The sequence below is a fragment of the Massilia aurea genome (genome assembly GCF_040790145.1).
In the GTDB taxonomy this organism is placed as follows: domain Bacteria; phylum Pseudomonadota; class Gammaproteobacteria; order Burkholderiales; family Burkholderiaceae_D; genus Telluria; species Telluria aurea_C.
Genome location: NZ_JBFMMP010000005.1, coordinates 1 through 16,509, shown reverse-complemented (window position 1 = coordinate 16,509; position 16,509 = coordinate 1). Strand labels below are relative to the sequence as shown.

At 64.6% G+C, this 16,509-nt stretch carries 14 protein-coding genes; 8 read left to right on the top strand and 6 right to left on the bottom strand.

Annotation, left to right across the window (positions count from 1 at the left end):
• The first annotated feature begins 6 nt into the window (after nt 1-6).
• The 3 genes from AB2N08_RS09695 (at nt 7) to AB2N08_RS09685 (ending at nt 2,403) form a co-directional block, all read left to right on the top strand.
• The gene (locus AB2N08_RS09695) at nt 7-738 is read left to right on the top strand and encodes an ABC transporter ATP-binding protein (protein WP_367610433.1); all 732 of its coding nucleotides are present in this window, start codon (nt 7-9) and stop codon (nt 736-738) included.
• Entirely contained in the window at nt 735-1,919 is a 1,185-nt protein-coding gene (locus AB2N08_RS09690) for an ABC transporter permease (RefSeq protein ID WP_367610432.1), read from the top strand. The genes AB2N08_RS09695 and AB2N08_RS09690 overlap by 4 nt, the downstream gene beginning before the upstream one ends.
• A 61-nt stretch (nt 1,920-1,980) precedes the next feature.
• The gene (locus AB2N08_RS09685) at nt 1,981-2,403 is read left to right on the top strand and encodes an OsmC family protein (RefSeq protein ID WP_367610431.1); all 423 of its coding nucleotides are present in this window, start codon (nt 1,981-1,983) and stop codon (nt 2,401-2,403) included.
• Between the two features lie 157 nt (nt 2,404-2,560).
• On the opposite strand, the gene coq7 is transcribed toward AB2N08_RS09685, so the two are convergent.
• Entirely contained in the window at nt 2,561-3,205 is a 645-nt protein-coding gene (coq7, locus tag AB2N08_RS09680; RefSeq protein ID WP_367610430.1) for a 2-polyprenyl-3-methyl-6-methoxy-1,4-benzoquinone monooxygenase, read from the bottom strand.
• A gap of 47 nt (nt 3,206-3,252) precedes the next feature.
• On the bottom strand, nt 3,253-3,678 hold the full coding sequence (locus tag AB2N08_RS09675; RefSeq protein ID WP_367610429.1) for a hypothetical protein: 426 nt from the start codon (nt 3,676-3,678) through the stop codon (nt 3,253-3,255).
• Between the two features lie 230 nt (nt 3,679-3,908).
• On the opposite strand from AB2N08_RS09675, the gene AB2N08_RS09670 reads away from it, so the two are divergent.
• Genes AB2N08_RS09670 through AB2N08_RS09660 form a run of 3 tightly spaced genes read left to right on the top strand, consistent with a single transcriptional unit; the run spans nt 3,909 to nt 8,672 of the window.
• Nucleotides 3,909-4,802, top strand: coding sequence for an ABC transporter ATP-binding protein (locus AB2N08_RS09670; RefSeq protein ID WP_367610428.1), 894 nt, complete (start codon nt 3,909-3,911; stop codon nt 4,800-4,802).
• Nucleotides 4,803-4,804: 2 nt separating this feature from the next.
• A complete protein-coding gene (locus tag AB2N08_RS09665; protein ID WP_367610427.1) occupies nt 4,805-8,422 on the top strand; it encodes an ABC transporter permease/M1 family aminopeptidase in 3,618 nt (1,205 codons plus the stop codon).
• A 43-nt stretch (nt 8,423-8,465) separates the two neighbouring features.
• Nucleotides 8,466-8,672, top strand: a complete 207-nt coding sequence (locus AB2N08_RS09660; RefSeq protein WP_367610426.1) for an addiction module protein — start codon at nt 8,466-8,468, stop codon at nt 8,670-8,672.
• A 66-nt stretch (nt 8,673-8,738) separates the two neighbouring features.
• Here the strand turns inward: AB2N08_RS09660 and AB2N08_RS09655 are convergent, their stop codons facing one another.
• The 4 genes from AB2N08_RS09655 to AB2N08_RS09640 all read right to left on the bottom strand — a co-directional run bounded on the left by AB2N08_RS09655 (nt 8,739) and on the right by AB2N08_RS09640 (nt 14,577).
• On the bottom strand, nt 8,739-11,408 hold the full coding sequence (locus tag AB2N08_RS09655) for a DNA topoisomerase III (RefSeq protein WP_367610425.1): 2,670 nt from the start codon (nt 11,406-11,408) through the stop codon (nt 8,739-8,741).
• Nucleotides 11,409-11,654: 246 nt separating this feature from the next.
• On the bottom strand, nt 11,655-12,113 hold the full coding sequence (locus tag AB2N08_RS09650) for a DUF494 family protein (protein ID WP_183556726.1): 459 nt from the start codon (nt 12,111-12,113) through the stop codon (nt 11,655-11,657).
• Between the two features lie 213 nt (nt 12,114-12,326).
• Entirely contained in the window at nt 12,327-13,451 is a 1,125-nt protein-coding gene (dprA, locus tag AB2N08_RS09645) for a DNA-processing protein DprA (protein WP_367610424.1), read from the bottom strand.
• 7 nt (nt 13,452-13,458) lie between these two features.
• Complete coding sequence (locus tag AB2N08_RS09640; protein WP_441907232.1) at nt 13,459-14,577, bottom strand: LysM peptidoglycan-binding domain-containing protein; 1,119 nt, start codon at nt 14,575-14,577, stop codon at nt 13,459-13,461.
• Between the two features lie 320 nt (nt 14,578-14,897).
• Between AB2N08_RS09640 and def the strand changes: the two genes are divergently transcribed.
• Nucleotides 14,898-15,437, top strand: coding sequence for a peptide deformylase (gene def, locus AB2N08_RS09635; protein ID WP_367610422.1), 540 nt, complete (start codon nt 14,898-14,900; stop codon nt 15,435-15,437).
• Entirely contained in the window at nt 15,437-16,384 is a 948-nt protein-coding gene (gene fmt / locus AB2N08_RS09630) for a methionyl-tRNA formyltransferase (protein WP_367610421.1), read from the top strand. The genes def and fmt overlap by 1 nt, the downstream gene beginning before the upstream one ends.
• Nucleotides 16,385-16,509: the final 125 nt, after the last annotated feature.

Sequence of the window (16,509 nt, the reverse complement as noted above, 5' to 3'; positions counted from 1 at the left end):
CACGCCATGATTGAAGTTCACGATGTACGCAAGGCCTTCGGCGCCGTCCAGGCGCTGGGTGGCGTTTCCTTCACCGCGCGCGATGGCCAGATCACCGCGCTGCTCGGCCCCAACGGCGCCGGCAAGACCACCTTGCTGCGCACGCTCGTCGGCCTGCTCAAGCGCGACCACGGCAGCATCCTGATCGGCGGCATCGACCCCGAGAAGGATCCGATGGCGGTGCGCCGCAATATCGGATTTCTCACCGACCAGTTCGGGCTGTACGAGCGCCTGACCACGCGCGAGTACCTCCATTATTTCGGCGAACTCAATGATATGCAGGCCGGCGCGCTGCGCACGCGCATCGGCGAAGTGTCCGAGCTGCTGGGCATGGAAGACATCATGGAACGCCCGGCCAAGGGCTTTTCGCAGGGCCAGCGCATCAAGGTCGCGCTGGCGCGCACGCTGCTGCACCGCCCGCGCCACCTGCTGCTCGATGAACCGAGCCGCGGCCTGGACGTGATGAGCACGCGCGCATTGCGCACGGCGCTGAACGCGCTGCGCGAAGACGGCTGCTGCGTGATCATGGCCACCCACGTGATGCAGGAAGTGACGCACCTGTGCGAAGACGTGATCGTTATCGCCAAGGGCCATACCGTGGCCCAGGGCTCGCCCGAAGAACTGTGCCGGCGCACCGGCATCACCAACCTGGAAGACGCATTCGTCAGCCTGGTCGGCACCGAAGAAGGTATCGCATGAAGTCCAAGATCCGGATCGTGTTCCTGAAAGAGCTGCGCGAGATGCTGCGCGAGCGCCGCACGCTGGCGTTCCTGCTGGCCGCCTCGCTGATGTACCCGGCCATCATCGGCCTCTTGCTCAACCAGATGATCGAGAAGAACACGCGCACCGAGCGTGAAGGCATCGAGATGGTCGTCATCGGCGGCGCCAGGGCGCCGACCCTGATGGCCCAGCTGCGCGAGCGCAGCGTGACCGTCACCGACGCCGCGCCGATGGGCGAAGAGGCCATTGGCGACCTGCTGCGCGCCAAGAAGACCGTCGCCGTGCTGCGCGTGACCGATGAATTCATCGACAACTACCAGGCCATGCGCCCGGCGCGCCTCGAGCTGTGGTTCGATTCGTCCACCGAGAGTGGCCCGCAACGGCGCGACGTCGAAGAGATCCTGCAGGCCTACAGCAGCAATATCGCCAGCGCGCGCCTGCTCGCGCACGGGGTCTCGCCGGCCACGCTCTCGCCGATCGAACTGCAGCGCCATGACACCGGCACCAATGCCTCGCGCTCGGCAATGGTCATCGGCGGCATCATCGGCATCCTGTTCCTGCCGGCGTTCTTCCTGAACCTGTCGGCTGCCGTGGACAGCACGGCGGGCGAACGCGAACGGCGCTCGCTCGAAGTGCTGATGGCGCAGCCGGCCCGCACCTGGGAGCTGGTGGGCGGCAAATGGCTCGCCGCGAGCGTGCCGTCGCTGGTGGGCGTGACGCTGATCCTGCTGGTCGCGCACGCGATCCTGCGCTGGCTGCCGCTCGAGGAAATCGGCATGTCGTGGAACCTCGGCTGGGGCGAGCTGCTGCTGGTATGCCTGGTTACGGTGCCGCTGTCGCTGCTCTCGAGCGCCCTGTACATTGGCCTGGCGATGAACGCCAAGACCTTCAAGGAAGCCCAGACGACGGTGAGCTTCGTGACCATCGTGCCCGTGATTCCGGGTTTCGTGATCTCGTTCATGGAACTCAAGACCGCGACCTGGATGTACCTGGTGCCGATGCTGTCGAACCAGACCCTGGTCAAGGAGCTGGCCAAGACGGGCGACATCGGCCCGCTGCCGTTCGTACTGACCTTCCTGTGCGCGCTGATCCCGGCGCTCCTGGTGGTGGCGTTTGCGAGCTGGCGCATGAAGAGCGAGAAGTACGTGCTCGGTGTGTGATCCCGTCGCCTGCCGTACAATCGAAACCCCTCTTTGAGAACACAGCACTGCGGAGAAGAATATGGATGTGAAAGTCAGCTGGAACGGCCCGTCGGGCATGAGTTTCCGGGCCCAGACGGGCAGCGGCCACATGGTGGCGATGGATGGCGCGCCGGAAGGCGGCGGCCACAATCTGGCGCCGCGCCCGATGGAGATGGTGTTGATCGGCACCGGCGGCTGCGCCGCCTACGACGTGGTATTGATCCTCAAGCGCGGGCGCGAAGACGTGCGCGGCTGCGACGTCACGCTGCAGGCCGAGCGCGCCGAAGTGGATCCGAAGGTGTTCACGAAGATTAACTTTCACTTCGTGGTCACGGGCCGCAACCTGAAACCGGCGGCGGTCGAACGCGCGGTGCAGCTATCGCATGACAAGTACTGCTCGGCGTCGGCCATGCTGGCCAAGACCGCCGAGATGACGCATTCGATCGAGATCGTCGAAGGCTAGGACGCTGGAACGTCAGTCTTGATTGTTAGCCGTAAAACCGTCGTTCCCGCGAAGGTGGGAACCCAAGTCGGATGCGCCGCCATTGACGCCTCACGTAAGTGGTAAGCATGCAAACTTGGGTTCCCGCCTTCGCGGGAACGACGGTCTTAGAGTAATGTTATATCCGGTAAGCAGCGGTGGTCATCACCTTGGCCATCGCCCGCATTGCGATCTTGACGGGCGCCGGCAACACGGCGGCGCCCATCGCCTGCGCCGCTTCGGCGTGCGCGATCTCGTCGATGCGCATCTGGTCGACGATGGCGCGCGATTTGGCGTCCTGCTGCGGCAGCAGTTCGAGATGGCTGTTGAGGTGCGCTTCGACCTGGCGTTCGGTCTCCACCACGAAGCCCAGGCTGACCGGATCGCCGATCCTGGCCGCCACGGCGCCCATCGCGTACGCGCCGGCATACCACAGCGGATTGAGCACGCTCGGTTGCGAACCGAGTTCGCTCAAGCGCTGCGCGCACCAGGCCAGGTGGTCTTCTTCTTCTTGCCCGGCTTCCTCGAACTGCGCGCGCAGTTGCGGCGTGTGGGCAAAACTGGCCTGCGCATCGTACAGCGCCTGGGCGCACACTTCGCCGACGTGGTTCACGCGCATCAGGCCCGCGCTGTGGCGGCGCTCGGCGTCGGACAGGTCGCTGTCGATGGCGTGCGTGCCCGGGTTCGGGCGCGACATGGCGGTCACGCCGCCGACGACGCGCAAAGCCTTGTCGACGCCGACGATCAGGTGGTCCAGGGGGCTGATGAAACGGTTCGCGGTCATGGAATGCTCGATGGTCTAGTCACTGAGGCCTTCATTATAGGCCTTCATTACGGGCCTTCATTACGGGCCTTCGTGCGCGCGATCCACTCGACCAGCGGCCCGTCGGGCTCGATGCCCGAGATGTTCTTGGCCACGCCCAGATTGAGCTCCAGCAGATACGGCACCGACACCAGCGGCACGCCGGGACAGTACTGGGAAAACGCCGCCAGGAAGCGGCTCGATTCCACCGTGGGCATGACCTTCTCGCCGCTCATGAATTGCAGCACGCTGGTGATCGTGTGACCGTTGCCCAGCGTGTGATAGACGAAGCGGTTGAATTCGCGGTCGACCGTCTTGAAGTCGATTTCTTCCTTGGTCATCAGGCCGGCCAGGTACACCAGGCCCAGGCCGACGCGGAACCAGTCGGTCGATTCGGCCCGGCTGCGCCCTTCGCGCATCAGGGTCAAGAGTTTGTCTTGGGTAGCGGCGTCCATACTCCCATTATCCATACTTTGAGCCGGCAGGGGCCGCACGCCCGGTGCGCCTGACAACAAATTTATAGAAAGAAACCCGGAGCGCACCCTGTCACCGGATAATGCAGTCTGGGGCCCGCTTTGGTCCGTGCATCGCACTGCGCCCGTCCCGGCTGTGACGATTGAATACAATGCCAGTGTGTAAGAAGAGTGATGCGCTGCGTAAATGCGCGCCACAGCCAGGAGTTGTCATGCAATTAAAGATTCGCAATTTGTCCAAGACCTACGCCAACGGCGTGGTCGCGCTCGACCGTGTCACCCTGACGATCCCGGCCGGGATGTTCGGGTTGCTCGGTCCGAACGGCGCGGGCAAATCGACCTTGATGCGAATCCTGGCCACCCTGCAGGAATGCGACGCCGGTTCGGTGTTCCTGGACGATATCGACGTGCTGGACGAAAAAGACGCGGTGCGCCGCATGCTCGGCTACCTGCCGCAGGATTTCGGCGTGTACCCGAAGGTCACGGCCTACGACCTGCTCGACCACTTCGCGCAGCTCAAGGGCCTGTCGCACCGGGCGCGCCGGCGCGAAGTCGTCGACGGCCTGCTGCAGCAAACCAATCTGTGGGACGTGCGCGCGCAGCGCCTGGGCACCTTCTCGGGCGGCATGCGCCAGCGCTTCGGCATCGCGCAAGCCTTGCTGGGCGACCCGCGCCTGATCATCGTCGACGAACCCACCGCGGGCCTCGATCCGCAGGAGCGGGTGCGCTTTCATAATCTGCTGTCCGATATCGGCGAAGAGCGCACCGTGCTGCTCTCGACCCATATCGTGTCGGACGTGGCCGACCTGTGCGCCAATATGGCGATCATCAACAAAGGCCAGGTGCTGCTGTGCGGCGAGCCGCAAGAGCTCATCTACGGCATCGAAGACTTCATCTGGGCGAGGTTCGTCACCAAGGCCGAACTGCCGGCGTTCCAGGCGCGTCACAGCGTGATCTCGAGCCGCCTGCTCAGCGGCCGCACGCTGATCCACGTGTATGCCGAGGATGACCCGGGCGAAGGCTTCGAGCCGGCCCGCGCCAGCCTGGACGACGTGTACTTCGCCACCATCGCCGGCCGTCACAATCCCGCCGCCGGGAATTGCTGACCGTGCGCGCGCTGCTCGTCATCGCCCGGTTCGAGGCCAGCCAGCGCCTGCGGCTGCTGTCGACCTGGGTCTATTTCGTCGGCTTTCTGGCCCTCGGCATGCTGTGGATGGGGGCGTCGGGCGGCGCGTTTCGCGAACTGTCGATCACCTTCGGCACCCGGATCGCCATCGACGGGCCGCGCCAGATCGCGCTGGCCGCCGCGATGCTCGGCAGCGTCGGGGTCATCGTCGCCGCCGCCGTCATGGGCCGCGCGGTGCAGCAGGACTTCGAGCACGAGATGCACCACTTCTTCTTCAGTGCGCCCCTGCGCAAGCTCGATTACGTGTTCGGCCGCTTCCTGGGTGCGTACGCCACGCTGGCGGTGATCTTCGCCGGCATCGTGCTGGGCCTGTGGCTCGGCACCTTCCTGCCCGGGATTGCGCCCGCTCGCCTGGGCGGCGCGCCGTTGGCGGCCTGGCTCTCGCCGTATCTGTTTACGCTCCTGCCCAACCTGTTCATCTTCGGCGCGATCTTCTTCGTGCTGGCGGCCCTCACCCGGCGCATGCTGCCGGTGTACGTGGCCAGCGTGATCATGACGATCGGGTATACCGTGGCGCCGTCGCTCGCGCGCGATCTCGATTTCAAGACGCTTGCCGCGCTGATCGACCCGTTCGGCACCACGGCCCTGATCCGCCTGACCGAATACTGGCCGCTGGCCGAGCGCAACGTGCGCCTGATCGAACTGACCGACGTGTATCTGGTTAACCGGCTGGTTTGGGCCGGCTTCGCGCTGCTGGTGCTGCTGGTCGGCTACTGGCGCTTCCAGGCCGTCGGCGATACCGAGGCCCAGGCGCGTGCACGGCGCAAGGGTGCTCCCGAGCTGCCATCCGCCGCGCCCCTCGCACTGTCACAAAATCTGTCGCAAAATCTGTCGCAAACTGCGCGCGAGACCAGCACGGCGCCCGATTTCGCGGCCCGCAGTCTGGCCGCGCTACTCATCAAATCGAGCTGGGGCGAGCTGCGCGAATCGACGCGCAACGTGTACTTCCTGGCCCTGGCTACGGCCGGCGTGCTGGCGCTCGTGGCCAGCGCGCTCGACCTGGGATCGATGCATGGCACAGGCGTCTACCCTGTGACCCACATGATGCTGGCGCTGATCCGCGAAGTGATGGGCCTGTTCCTGATTGTCACGACGATCGTCCATGCCGGTGAACTGATCTGGCGCGAGCGCGAGATGCGCATCAACCAGATGCTCGACGCGCTGCCCGTGCCAAGCTGGCTGCCGCTGGCGAGCAAGACGCTGGCGCTGGTCGGCCTGCAGGCATGCCTGCTGGCCGTCGCGATGGTCACGGCGATGCTGATCCAGCTGTTCAAGGGGTACTTCCAGCTCGAACCCGGCCTGTACCTGCACGCCCTGTTCGCCATCATGCTGCCCAACTTCGCACTGATCGCGATCCTGGCGATTGCCGTGCAAGTCATCGTCAACCATAAATACCTGGCCAATTTCGTCATGGTCGGCTGGGTGCTGGCCGCGCTCGTGTTCAACGGCGCGGGCCTGAATCACCCGCTGGTGCTGTACGCGGTCTGGCCCGACCTGAGCTATTCGGCGATGAACGGCTTCGGCCACTACCTGCTGCGCGAGCGCTTCTACCTGCTGTACTGGAGCGGCGCCGCCCTGATGCTGCTGGGCGCGGCGCGCGTGCTGTGGCCGCGCGGGGTCGACAGCGGCTGGCGCGAGCGCCTGTATCTGGCGCGGCGCAGCCTGAGCCTGCCGGTGCTGGCCATGATCGGCATCGGCGCGCTTGTCTTTGCGGGCAGCGGTGCGTTCCTGGCCTGGGAAATGGCGCAGGGCGGCTACCAGAGCGCGCGCCAGGCCGAACTGCTGCGCGCCGAATACGAACAACGCTACCACCGCTACGCCGCCCTGCCGCAGCCGCGCATCACGGGCGTCAAACTCGACACCGCCATCCATCCCGAAGCGCGCGCACTGCACGTCAAGGGCAGTTACCGGCTCGAGAACCGCAGCGGCGTGCCGCTGTCGGACGTGGTGCTGTACCAGCAGCCCGGCGCGCGCCTGAGCATGGCTTTCACCCAACCAGCCACGCTGGCGGCGAGCGACCCGCAGCGCGGCTTCTATCGCTATCGCCTGGCCACGCCAATGGCGCCCGGCGCGCGCATGGCCGTTGACTTCACGCTCGACTACGCCCCGCGCGGCCTGCTTGGCCTGGGCAGCGAGACGCCGGTGGTCGGCAACGGCACCTTCTTTACCAACGACGTCATGCCGCGCATCGGCTACCAGCCGTCCATCGAATTGCGCGACGAACGCGATCGCAGCCGGCATGGCCTGGCGCCGCGTGAGCGCATGGCCGCGGGCGACGATACGGTGGCGCGCGCCAGCCATGCGCTGGGCGTGGACGCCGACTGGATCGATTTCGAGACCACGGTCAGCACCAGCCTGGATCAGATCGCGGTGGCGCCGGGTACGCTGGTGCGCGAATGGAGCGAGGGCGGTCGGCGTCACTTCCGCTACAAGATGGACCGCCCCATGATCAACAGCTATGCCTTCCAGTCGGCGCGCTACGAGGTGCGCCACGAACGCTGGCAGGACGTGACGATCGACGTGTATTACCATCCGGGCCACGAGGCGAACATAGAGCGCATGGTGCGCGGCGCCCAGGCGGGGCTGGACTACGGCGCGCGCAACTTCGGCCGCTATCCGCTGCGCGAGCTACGCATCGTCGAGTTCCCGAGCTATAGCCGCGCGACCCCGGCCTTCGCCGGCGCAATCCCGTTCTCGGAAAATGCCGGCTTCATTGCACGCATCGATCCGGCTTCGCCCAAGGATCTCGACTCGCCGTTCTACCAGAGCGCGCACGAGACCGCGCACCAGTGGTGGGGCCATCAGCTCGCCGGCGCCAATACCCCCGGGGCGTCGGTGCTGAACGAAGGCTTGTCCGAGTACATGGCGCTGATGGTCATGCAGCGCACCTACGGCCGGGACAAGATGCGCCGCTTCCTGCGCTATAACCTCGACGACTACCTGATGGGCCGCGCGAACGAGCAGCGCAAGGAGCTCCCTCTGGCCCACAACGAACAGCAGCGCTATATTCATCAACAGAAAGGCGCGCTGGCGCTGTACCTGATGCAGGACATGCTGGGCGAAGATGTCGTCAATGGCGTGCTGCGCGGGCTGCTCGAGCGCTACGGCCACCAGGGCCCGCCCTATCCCACCGCGGCGAGCCTGGTCGACGGCCTGCGCGCGGTCACGCCGCCGGCGATGGCCTACCTGGTCGACGACCTGTTCGAATCGATCGTGCTGTACGAGAACCGGGCCGAGAGCGCCACCGCGCGCCGGCGCGCGGACGGCAAGTACGAGGTGACGATCCGCGCCAGCGCCGGCAAGATGCGCGCCACCGACCAGGGCGAAGAACAGCCGATGGTGCTGCGCGACTTCATCGAGTTCGGCGTGGATGACAGCAACGGTAAGCCCCTGGTGCGCGAACGGCGCCTCGTCAGCCAGGCCGGGCAGCAGATCACGCTCGTGGTCGACGGTATTCCGGCACGCGCCGGCATCGATCCCGATAACAAGCTGATCGATCGCAAGCCGAGGGACAATCTGTGTGCAGTCGACAAGCAGTAGATCTCGCGCTATGATCGAATCAAAATTTGGGGGAGGAAGCGTCATGACAAACCTGGTTACGGAAATTACCGAAAAAATCCAGATGCTGAACGCAACGGAGAAACAGCAAGTGTTGCAATTGCTGCTGCACGATATCGATAGTCCCGATCAGGACGCCGATGAAGCGTGGCGCAATGAAGTCGTGCGGCGCGTGCAGGCCATTCACAACGGCGAAGCAGCCATCCAGGCACTGAAGGAATGGCAGGACTGAAGCGTTCGTCGTATTTGAAAAAGAAAAACCGCGGCATGCCGCGGTTTTTTTACGCCGGTGGGCGACTTATTTCGCCGCCGCTTTCTTCGCTGGCGCCTTTTTGGCCGCCGGCTTTTTGGCTGCTGCCTTCTTCGCCGCCGGTGCTTTTTTGGCTGCCGGCTTGGCTGCCGCCTTGCGCGCTGCTTTCACGGGGGCTGCCGCGCCGTCGGCCACGGCCTCCGCACCCTCGGCGCCATCGCTTGCTGCCGCCTTGACCTTGGCGCCCGGCTTGGCCTTGCGCTCTTCGAACTCGAAGCTGATCTTGTTGTCCTTGCCGCGCACCAGGAACGCCTTGAAGGCGCGCCGCGTACGCTGCGAAACAAAGCCCGGCAGCAGGTCGGTCTTGCCTTCATTGAGCAATTTACTCATCTGCTCAGGCAGGATCTCTTGCTGCAGGATGATGCGGCCGCTGCGGAAGTCGCATGTCTTCGGCTTCGCGACACTGTGTTCGCAAACATAGGCCAACGGCATTTCGAACACGCCGCCGGTGCACTTCGGGCACGGGCCGACCGGCGTCTGGCCAGTGAAGTCCACGCCTTCGCCGTCCGCGCCCTCGTCGTCCTGGCCGAAATCGAACTCGAGCTTGAAGTTCTTGATCTCTTCATCGCGCACGATGCGCAGGATGGCGGCAAACGGACGGCCCATTTTCGAGCGGAAGCCTTGCAGCGGACCGATCGTGCGTCTTTCAAGCAGCTCTTCGACTTCGCTGATCTCGAACTGGCGGCTGCCCGGCGTCTTGCTCATCGAGAATTCGCACTTGGTGCAGGCGAAGCGGCGATAGTTTTCCTTGACCACGTTCGCGCAGTTCGGGCACGGCGTGGTCAAGGTAGCGTAGTCGCCCGGGATCGTGTCGTTGCTGTATTCCTTGGCGCGCTTGACGATGATCTGGGTCATCTGGGCAATTTCGCGCATGAATTCTTCGCGCGAGATCTTGCCCTTTTCCATCTGCGACAGCTTGAATTCCCATTCGCCGGTCAGCTCGGGCGCGGTCAGTTCATTGACGCCAAGGCCGCGCAGCAAGGTCATCAATTGCGATGCTTTCGCGGTCGGCATCAGCTCGCGGCCTTCGCGCAGCAGGTATTTCTCGGTCAGCAGACCCTCGATGATCGCCGCGCGCGTGGCTGGCGTGCCCAGGCCCTTGCCGGCCATCGCATCGCGCAGCTCGTCCGAGTCGATCAGCTTGCCCGCGCCTTCCATCGCCGACAGCAGCGTAGCTTCGTTGTAGCGCGCCGGCGGCTTGGTGACCAGGCCGTTGGCGGTGATTTTTTCGGTCAGGACTTTCTCGCCCTTGGCCACCGGCACCAGGTTGGCGCCATCCTTGTCGTCGCCCAGGTCCTTGCCATACACGGCCAGCCAACCGGGGTTGGTCATGACCTTGCCTTCGGTCTTGAACTGGTGGCCCGAGACTTCGGTAAAGCGCGTCGTGACCAGGAATTCGGCGGCGGGGAAGAACACGGCCAGGAAGCGGCGCGTCACCAGGTCGTACAACTTCTGTTCTGGCTCGGACAGGTTCTTCGGGACCACACCGGTCGGAATGATCGCGAAGTGATCCGAAATCTTGGTGTTATCAAAAATGCGCTTGTTCGGCTTGACCCAGCCGCCCTTGGTGATCTGCTTGGCGAACTGATTGTAGTTATTGGTTTCGGCCAGCGCGACCAGCGTTTCCTTGACCGTGGCGATATAGTCTTCAGGCAAGTGGCGCGAATCGGTACGCGGGTAGGTCAGCACCTTGTGCTTTTCATACAGCGCCTGGGCCAGGCCCAGCGTGTTCTTGGCCGAGAAACCGAAGCGGCCGTTGGCTTCGCGCTGCAGCGACGTCAGGTCGAACAGCGCCGGCGCCATCGACGTGGTCGGCTTGGCTTCTTCGGTAACATTGCCCTGCTTGCCGCGGCAGGCGGCGGCGATCGAGTCGGCCGCGGTCTTGCTCCACAGGCGCTCGGCGCGTTTTTCAGGGTCGTTCTCGTCTTTCTTGAACTTCTGGTCAAGCCAGCGGCCTTCGTAGATGCCGGCGGCGCACACGAACTCGGCGCGCACTTCCCAGTAGTCGCGGGCGACGAATTTCTTGATCTTTTCTTCACGCTCGACCACGATCGACAGGGTCGGCGTCTGCACGCGGCCCACGGTGGTGAGGTAGAAGCCGCCCTCTTTCGAGTTGAAGGCGGTCATGGCGCGGGTGCCATTGATACCGATCAGCCAGTCGGCCTCGGAGCGGCAGCGCGCGGCATCGGCCAGCGGCAGCATTTCTTCGTCGCTGCGCAGGTTGGCGAAACCGTCGCGGATCGCGCCGGCCGTCATCGACTGCAGCCACAGGCGTTTCACCGGTTGCTTGGCCTTCGCATTCTGCGCGATCAGGCGGAAGATCAGTTCACCCTCGCGCCCGGCGTCACATGCGTTGATGAGGGTAGTGACATCTTTGCGCTTGATCAAACGATTCAACACCTTCAGGCGCGATTCGGTCTTGGCAATGGGATTGAGCGCGAAGTATGGCGGGATCATCGGCAGGTGGGTGAAGCTCCACTTGCCTCGCTTGACGTCGTGCTCTTCGGGCACGGCGATCTCGAGCAGGTGGCCAACGGCCGACGAGAGCACGAATTCGTCCGATTCGAAATACTCATCGTGCTTGGTGAAGCCGCCCAGCGTCTTGGCGATGTCGTTCGCGACCGACGGCTTCTCGGCGATGATGAGGGATTTGGTCATAGTGTTTCTCGTCGTGCTATCTATATAGTGTGTGGCTTGCGCATCATACATGCTCAGGCGGGAGCCGGTGAAATTCCGGCCATCATGCCAGTTTTGTAACAGCCTGCAATGAAGCGGCCAATGATAAGCGCGTTCGCGCGCATCCGGCAAGGGGCCGTGCCTCGGCGTGGTGCATCGACGCGGGCAAGCCAGAAATACAAAACGGGGCCGCAGCCCCGTTCAATCCATCTTGCCTTGGCACCATTGTCAGTGCAATAGGCGCGGCTCTTGCTCATCGTCATCGCTGAACAGATCGTCGAACATCAGCGCGTCCGGCTCCTTGCCCTGGCTCCACAGCACCATCAAGACGATGATCTTGAGTTTGCTCAGTGCGATCGGCGACTCGTCGCACGCCAGTGCGCGCTCGATGACGATTTCGCGCTGGATCGGGCCAAGCACCTTGGCGCTTTCAAGGAAGGCGATGAACCCGATCGCTGCGCTGCCGAGCTCGATATATTCTTCGTCCACGTAGTAACGGGTACCGGTGGAGGCGTCGATCGTTTCGGGCAGCGGTGCGTCGGTCAGGCCGCCCAGCCAGTCGAGCGCCTCCGTGATTTCGATGTCATCGAAACCGACGGCGGAGAGCTTGCGCGCCAGGGCTGCCGGCTCGGGGCAGGCATCGGGACGGTAGTACGTCTCGTAGAGGTAGACAAGGATGTCGAACATAGTGACGCTACTGTAGCAGCTAAACTTCGCGCGGCACAAGTAGAGCGCGCCACTGATGCCGCCCTGCAGAAAAAGCGTTGTATCCAAGCCTTGTCCGATCAATCAGCTTACTAAAAACGATTAAAAACAAGCACATACAATTCGCATAATGCGTGTCAGCAAGCACAACCTTGCTGTCATATTCGGCAACAAATGTGGCATGAAACCGCGTGATCAGCGCCAGATACGCTGCACCCGGCCACCTGGAAGCTGTGTCACGAACCCCGCCAGTTCCAGGTCGAGCAGGCGTGCGCCGAGCGCACCGGCGTCGATCGTCAAGCGGGCCAGCAGCTCGTCGAGCGCGACCGGTTCGTGGCCGAGAGCGCCCAGCAGAGCGGTATCTTCGTGCGGCGCGGCATCGGCGACGTGCGTCAACCGTGCCAGCGGCGATACGCGCATTGCCGCCAGCACATCGTCAACCGTCTCGACCAGTTGCGCGCCTTCGCGGATCAGGCGGTGGCAGCCCTTGGTGAGCGCCGAATGAATGGAGCCGGGCAAGGCGAACACTTCGCGGCCCTGCTCGGCCGCCATCTGCGCCGTGATCAGCGAGCCCGACTGCGCCGCCGCCTCGACCACCAGCACGCCGGCGGCCAGGCCGCTGATGATGCGGTTGCGGCGCGGGAAGTTGGCGGCCAGCGGCGGCGTGCCCAGCGCATATTCGCTGACGATGCAGCCGTGCCCGGCGATGCGGTGCGCCAGCGCCCGGTTGCGCGCCGGATAAACGCGGTCCAGGCCGGTGCCAACGACGGCGATCGTCGAGCCGGCGCCGCGCAGTGCGCCTTCGTGCGCCGCCGTGTCGATTCCCAGCGCCAGCCCCGACACCACGCACAGCCCCGCGCCGGACAGCGCGGCGGCGAACGACTCGGCGTCCACCCTGCCCTGCACGCTGGCATTACGGCTGCCGACAACCGCGACGAGCGGCTGCGCCAGCAAGTCGATGCGGCCGCTGACATACAGGAGCAGCGGCGGATCGGCAATCTCGGCCAGCGCCGACGGATAGTGCGGATCGTGGAAAGTAACGAGATGGTGGCCGGGCTCGGCCAGCCAGGCCAGCGTGGCCGCGATGAGGGTGGCCAGCTCAGGCGTGACGGGAGCGCAGAGGGCGCGTGCCTGGGTGGGGGTAACGTGGCTGTTCAGGGCAGCCGGCCCGGCACGCAGGATGGCGCCGGGCGTGCCGAACACGGCCAGCAGCGCGTGTGCGCTGCGGCACCCCACCCCGGCGGCCTGATCCAGACGCAGCCAGTCGGTGATCAAGCTGGCGCGCTGCTCGGGCGTAGGTTGGGGGGCCGTGTCTTGCACGGTGGGCTTACTCCGGTGATTTGACCACGTCGCCGACTTGCACCGGTGCTGTCACCGTCATGATCAAGCCGTACGAGACGTTCTTGAATACGCGGAAGATGAACAGGTTGCCGTTTTGCTCGTCTGGCATTTTCAACTGGGCACGCCTCATGCCGAGGAAACCCCGGCTTGCCGGGTCGGCCACAGTCTTCCCGACATGATAGAGCTGCAGCACGGCGCCGACATCGAGTCCGTCAACCGCGCCCCGGTTGACAGTGACCACCTGGCTCTGTCCGGCGTAGGTCACGCCGGCGTAGATCGACATCACGCGCGCATCGATCGGTTGCAACGGGGCATGCGGCACGTAGTTACGCACGGGCGTCGGCGGCTGCGGCACCAGCAGGTCGCCCACGCCCATCTCGCGCACCGTGTCGACAACCTGGAAGGTGTGCGCGTCGACGCCCGGCGCAGCAGCGGTCACCAGCTTGACGCTGCCCAGGAACGCGGCTTCATGCGCCATCACCTTGCCGGTCTGCGGGTCGCGCAGCACGGTGCCGGGCCGGAACACCTGGTACACCGTGTCGCCCGTGAGCGCGCCGTGCACATACACGCGATCGCCCATGCCGAGATACACGCGGCCTTCCTGCGAAGCGACAATGCGCGGCGCGCCGGCCAGTTCGTCGGATTCGACCACCAGCGGCTGGGTCAGGTACGGTTCGATGGCGCTGGCGGGGATCGAAGGCACCGCCCCCTGGTCCGTGCCTTCGCTGCGCACCTGCGGCGACAGGCGGGTCAGCGGCGGCTGGCCACGGCCATCGCCGTCGCCCGGCCGGTCGAGTGACAGGCGGCCACGGGCGCGGTCGAACCAGATCACCTGACCCGGGTAGATCCAGTGCGGGTTGCGGATTTCATCACGATTCATGCCCCAGACCTGAGGCCAGCACCATGGGTTGCGCAAGAACTTGCCAGAAATGTCCCACAAGGTATCGCGCTTGACCACGACATGCTTGTCGGGGGCATCGGGGCGGAACGCGCAGGCAGCCGACGGGCCGGCGGCGTTGGTCTGGGCCACGGCGGCGCCGCTGGCGGCGCATGCCAGCAAGGCCACCGCTGCAGCATGGGCCATGACTGTGCTAAAATTTTTCATTGAAGACGTCCGTTAAGTCCGGCGTTGAGACAGCATTAAGGCAGCATTGAAGCAACGACTGCATCAAATCCTGCGTAAATCCGAATACAATTGCAGGCCGCGCGCACATTGCGCCCGGTCGCGGCGCCAGAGACATCACGACGTACCGCTCCCCGCCCACGGAAGGGTTGCTGTATAGAATCAAATTCTGCACACAATTGCCTGAACTAGCAAGACAAACCGGCGTTTGTCCTGCGGGGCGTGTGGCGCATTTGTTATTGAATTTGCCGCGCCCCAGCCCCCGTCAACCGACAATTACCCTCTCGAAACCCGAACTGATCATGGCCCTACTCGACATCCTCCGCTATCCCGACCCACGCCTGCACAAGGTCGCTACGCCCGTGACCGAATTCGGCACCGAGCGCCTGCGCACCCTGGTGGCCGACATGGCGGAAACCATGTACGAGGCGCCCGGCGTCGGCCTGGCCGCGAGCCAGGTAGACGTGCACGAACAGGTCGTCACGATCGACGTGACCGAAGCGCAGGACGACCTAATGGTCTTCATCAATCCTGAAATCACCTGGTCGAGCGACGAGCGCCTGGTGTACGACGAAGGCTGCCTGTCGGTGCCGGGCGTGTACGACGGCGTCGAGCGGCCGGCCCGCGTCAAGGTGCGCGCCTTCGATATCGACGGCAACGAATTCACGGTCGAGGCCGATGGCCTGCTGGCCGTGTGCATCCAGCACGAGATGGATCACCTCAAGGGCAAGGTATTCGTCGAATACCTGTCGCCACTCAAGCGCAACCGCATCAAGGCCAAGCTGCAGAAGGAAGAACGCGGCCTGGCGCGCGAAGCGGCCCAACGCGGCGCGCGGCGCTGATGAAGGTCGTCTTCGCCGGCACACCGGAGTTTGCCGCCGTCGCCCTGCGCGCGATCCACGAAGCCGGTTTCGCCGTCCCCCTGGTGCTGACCCAGCCCGACCGCCCGGCCGGGCGCGGGATGCAATTGCAGGCGTCCAGCGTCAAGCAATATGCGCTGGCGCACGGGATGCCGGTCGCACAGCCGCTGTCTCTGCGCACCGACAGCAAGGATCCCGAGCGCGCCGAGCAGGCACGCGCGGCGCACGCCCAGTTGCTGGCGCTCAATTACGACGTGATGGTGGTGGCGGCCTACGGCCTGATCCTGCCGCGCAGCACGCTCGAGATCCGCCCCTGCATCAATATCCACGGCTCGCTCCTGCCACGCTGGCGCGGCGCCGCGCCGATCCACCGCGCGATCGAAGCGGGCGACGTTGACGCTGGCGTGACCATCATGGAAATGGAAGAAGGCCTGGATACCGGCCCGATGCTGCTGATGGAAGGCTTGCCGATCGAAGGCACCGACACCACCGGCACCCTGCACGACAAGGTGGCGGCGCTGGGCGCGCGCATGATCGTCGAGGCGCTGCGCAAGATGGCCGCGGGCGAGCTGGTGGCCACGCCGCAGCCTGAAGCCGGCGTCACGTACGCGGCCAAGATCACGAAAGAAGAAGCGAAGCTCGATTTCGCACTACCGGCCGATACGCTGGCGCGCAAGATCCGCGCCTTCAATCCGTTTCCCGGTGCGAACGGCCTGGTCGATGGCGTAGCGGTGAAGATCTGGTATGCCGAGGCCGTGGACGGCAGCGGCGCGCCGGGCCAGGTGCTGCAGGCCGATGCGGACGGGATCGTGGTGGCGTGCGGGGCTGGCGCGCTGCGCCTGATCGAGCTGCAGAAACCGGGCGGCAAGCGCCTGGCGGCAGCGGAGTTTCTAAAAGGGTTTGCGCTGGCGGGATTGACGTTCAGCTGAATCGACCTGCACGCTTGTCATTTTTTTAGTCAGCAGAAGCACGTCGTCCCCGCGAAGGCGCACTGCTGTCCGGAATAATCTTGTTGACTGTCGCATCAGAATAGACATCCCTGATTTTTGATCTC

What these genes read in the sequence shown, in the direction of transcription:
- AB2N08_RS09695 (WP_367610433.1), top strand. Translation starts at nt 7, where the DNA reads ATGATTGAAGTTCACGATGTACGCAAGGCCTTCGGCGCCGTCCAGGCG.
- AB2N08_RS09690 (WP_367610432.1), top strand. Translation starts at nt 735, where the DNA reads ATGAAGTCCAAGATCCGGATCGTGTTCCTGAAAGAGCTGCGCGAGATG.
- AB2N08_RS09685 (WP_367610431.1), top strand. Translation starts at nt 1,981, where the DNA reads ATGGATGTGAAAGTCAGCTGGAACGGCCCGTCGGGCATGAGTTTCCGG.
- coq7 (WP_367610430.1), bottom strand. Translation starts at nt 3,205, where the DNA reads ATGACCGCGAACCGTTTCATCAGCCCCCTGGACCACCTGATCGTCGGC.
- AB2N08_RS09675 (WP_367610429.1), bottom strand. Translation starts at nt 3,678, where the DNA reads ATGGACGCCGCTACCCAAGACAAACTCTTGACCCTGATGCGCGAAGGG.
- AB2N08_RS09670 (WP_367610428.1), top strand. Translation starts at nt 3,909, where the DNA reads ATGCAATTAAAGATTCGCAATTTGTCCAAGACCTACGCCAACGGCGTG.
- AB2N08_RS09660 (WP_367610426.1), top strand. Translation starts at nt 8,466, where the DNA reads ATGACAAACCTGGTTACGGAAATTACCGAAAAAATCCAGATGCTGAAC.
- AB2N08_RS09655 (WP_367610425.1), bottom strand. Translation starts at nt 11,408, where the DNA reads ATGACCAAATCCCTCATCATCGCCGAGAAGCCGTCGGTCGCGAACGAC.
- AB2N08_RS09650 (WP_183556726.1), bottom strand. Translation starts at nt 12,113, where the DNA reads ATGTTCGACATCCTTGTCTACCTCTACGAGACGTACTACCGTCCCGAT.
- AB2N08_RS09640 (WP_441907232.1), bottom strand. Translation starts at nt 14,577, where the DNA reads ATGAAAAATTTTAGCACAGTCATGGCCCATGCTGCAGCGGTGGCCTTG.
- def (WP_367610422.1), top strand. Translation starts at nt 14,898, where the DNA reads ATGGCCCTACTCGACATCCTCCGCTATCCCGACCCACGCCTGCACAAG.
- fmt (WP_367610421.1), top strand. Translation starts at nt 15,437, where the DNA reads ATGAAGGTCGTCTTCGCCGGCACACCGGAGTTTGCCGCCGTCGCCCTG.